3 protein-coding genes are annotated in these 2,592 nt (G+C 73.1%); 2 read left to right on the top strand and 1 reads right to left on the bottom strand.

Annotated features, from left to right (window positions below):
- A partial coding sequence (locus tag ACLEQD_RS41125; RefSeq protein ID WP_410391370.1) for a metallophosphoesterase occupies positions 1–632 on the top strand: 632 nt, incomplete at its 5' end.
- Here the strand turns inward: ACLEQD_RS41125 and ACLEQD_RS41120 are convergent.
- Positions 610–1,728: an alpha/beta fold hydrolase gene (locus ACLEQD_RS41120; protein ID WP_410391369.1), complete on the bottom strand. Its 1,119-nt coding sequence runs from the start codon at positions 1,726–1,728 to the stop codon at positions 610–612. The genes ACLEQD_RS41125 and ACLEQD_RS41120 overlap by 23 nt on opposite strands.
- 137 nt (positions 1,729–1,865) lie before the next feature.
- Between ACLEQD_RS41120 and ACLEQD_RS41115 the strand changes: the two genes are divergently transcribed.
- Positions 1,866–2,592: hypothetical protein (locus ACLEQD_RS41115; protein ID WP_410391368.1), on the top strand; the 727-nt coding region annotated here is incomplete at its 3' end.

The following is a 2,592-nucleotide window of genomic DNA, read 5'->3' as shown; positions in this document are numbered from 1 at the left end:
AGCGGCGCTTCATGGACGAGCTGGTGCGGCGGGCCAACGCGCTCAAGCCGGACCTCGTCGCCATCACCGGCGACCTGGTGGACGGCACCGTGCCCCGGCTGGGCGGCTTCGTCGCGGCGCTCGGCAACCTCCAGGCGCGTTACGGCCGCTTCTTCGTCACCGGCAACCATGACTATTCGTCCGGCGCGGAGGCGTGGGTGGCGCACCTGGACTCGCTGGGCATCCCCTCGCTGCGCAACCGGCACGTGCGCATCGGGGACGCGGGCGGCGCGTTCGACCTGGTGGGCGTGGATGACTGGCACGGCGGCCGGCGCCTGGGCCAGAAGGGCTATGACCTGGAGCAGGCGCTCGCGGGCCGCGACTCCGAGCGCGCCGCGGTGCTGCTCGCGCACCAGCCCGCCAACTTCAAGGTGGCCGCGACGCAGGGCGTGGACCTCCAGGTTTCCGGCCACACCCACGGCGGCCAGCTCTTCCCCATGACGGCGCTCATCGGGCTGAGCTGGGAGCACTCCGCCGGCCACTACCGGCACGGCGATTCGCACCTCTACGTCAGCCGGGGCTGCGGCTTCTGGGGACCGCCCATGCGGCTGGGCAGTCCCCCGGAGCTGGTCAAGCTGGTGCTGACTTCGTGAGGAACGCGTCCAGCGCGGCGTTGACCGCGTTCGGATGGTCCAGCTGGATCCAATGGCCGGCGCCCTCCACCACCTGGTGCGCCACGCCCTCCCCCAGCCGGTGGAGGCTGTTGGGCGCGTCGTTGTCCGACGCGACGAGCGAGAACTTCGGCCCCGGGTAGCGCGCGAGCGCGGCCGTCAAATCAAAGCGCAGGCTGGAGCGCTGCACCGCCACCACCGCGGACAGCGGCGTGGCGTCCAGGTCCGCCAGCAGGCGCTCGCGCACGTCCGCGCGCTCCCCCGCCATCTGCGCCCAGTCCTGCCGCACCGCCTGCGCCACGTCCGGCGCGTCCAGCGAGGCGAGGTACGCGGTCACCTGCTCCTCCGGGTGCCGGCGCGAGTCCGTCATCGGATCCACCAGGAACAGCCCCGCCACCTGCCGGGGGTTCTCCCCCGCGTACGCCAGCGTCACGCCCCCGCTGATGCTGTGCCCCACCAGCACGAAGCGGCGCAGCCCCAGCGCGCGCACGACCGCGGCGATGTCGCCCGTCAGCGACTCCAGCGTGAAGTCCTCCGGCTCCGGGTACGTGGAGCCGCCGTGGCCGCGCAGCTCCAGCGCGATGCCCCGGCGGCCCTGCCGGGCCAGGTGCTCCAGCTGCGCCTGCCAGTGGGACGCGTTGCCCGCGAGCCCGTGCACGAAGACGACGGGCAAGGCCTTCCCCCCGCCGCCGGTGTCCACCAGCCGCAGGTCGCCCGCGGGCCCCGCCACGCGGAAGTCGTCGAAGCGGACGCGCTGGGGTTCGAAGGCCTGCCCTTCCGCGAAGGGGACCTCGTAGTGGGTGACGTGCAGGTCCCGGTCGATGAGGTAGCGGTCGTCCTCCGGGAAGAAGATGGCGCGCTCCGGCGTGTCGCCCGCGAAGCGCTTCACCGCGTCCATCGACTCCCAGAGGGTGACGAGGAGGAACTCCGCGCGCCCGTCCGCCACCTTGCGCAGGCAGTACGCGGCCAGGTTGCCCGGCGTGCGCCGGTAGTGCGTGAGGCCCGTCTGGTGGAGATAGGTGAGGTAGGCGTCGGCGTCCTCCGCCTTCGTCACCCCGCGCCAGGTGCGTGCGAGCATTGCAGGTTCCTCGTGCCGCGAGAGTGGAGCCGGGCATGTAGCGCGCCCGGTGGGAGGACGGCCACCCCGCGATGGGCCCGGCGTGGGCAGACGACACTTGGCTTGGGGGCGGGCGTCACCGACGATGCCGCGCACACGTGGACACGAACCCTGGCGCACCGATTCCCGAGGTGGACTCCCGGCGGGTGGACGAGGTCCCGCCCGGCTGGCGCTGGATTGTCGGGGGGCTGTCGCTGGTGCTGCCGGCGCTCTTCTTCTTCCGGGCGACGTTCACGCGCGACATCTTCCTGGCGGGCGACACGCTGCGGGCCTTCTACCCGATGCGGGCCTACCAGGCCTCGCGCATGGCGCGGGGCGAGTTCCCCGACTGGTTCCCCTACGACGGCTTCGGGCAGTCGTTCCCCGCCATCTTCATCTCCGGCGTGTTCCACCCCACGACGCTGCTGCCCCTGGTGCTGCCCCTGGGCGTGGCGGTGAAGCTCACCGTGCTGCTGTGCTTCCCGGTCGCGCTGCTGGGCATGGTGGCGCTCCTGCGCGAGTGGGGCGTCCCCCGCGCGGGCGCGCTGTTCGGCGCGCTGACGTTCACCTTTAGCGGCTACCTGGTCTGCATCACCAACAACCCCACGTACCTGCTGCCCGCGAGCACCGTCCCCGCCGCGCTCTGGGGCGTGCTGCGCTTCGTGCGGCGTCCCACGGCGGCCCGGCTCACGGTGGGCGGGGGCCTGCTGGCGCTGGTCGCGTTCGGCGGGGATGCGCAGGCGTTCGCCGTCACGCAGGCGCTCGGGGTGCTGGTGGCGCTGACGGAGCCCGTGACGGCGCCGGGGACGTGGGCCCGGCGCGTGGGGGCGTGTCTGCTGCTGGTGG

The sequence above is a fragment of the Corallococcus sp. 4LFB genome, assembly GCF_046520365.1.
Taxonomy (GTDB): Bacteria; Myxococcota; Myxococcia; order Myxococcales; family Myxococcaceae; genus Corallococcus; species Corallococcus caeni.
This window is presented reverse-complemented; position numbering and strand designations above follow the sequence as displayed.

Bases quoted from the DNA above. Each gene is read 5' to 3' on its own strand.
- ACLEQD_RS41120 (WP_410391369.1), bottom strand. From the start codon at position 1,728: ATGCTCGCACGCACCTGGCGCGGGGTGACGAAGGCGGAGGACGCCGAC.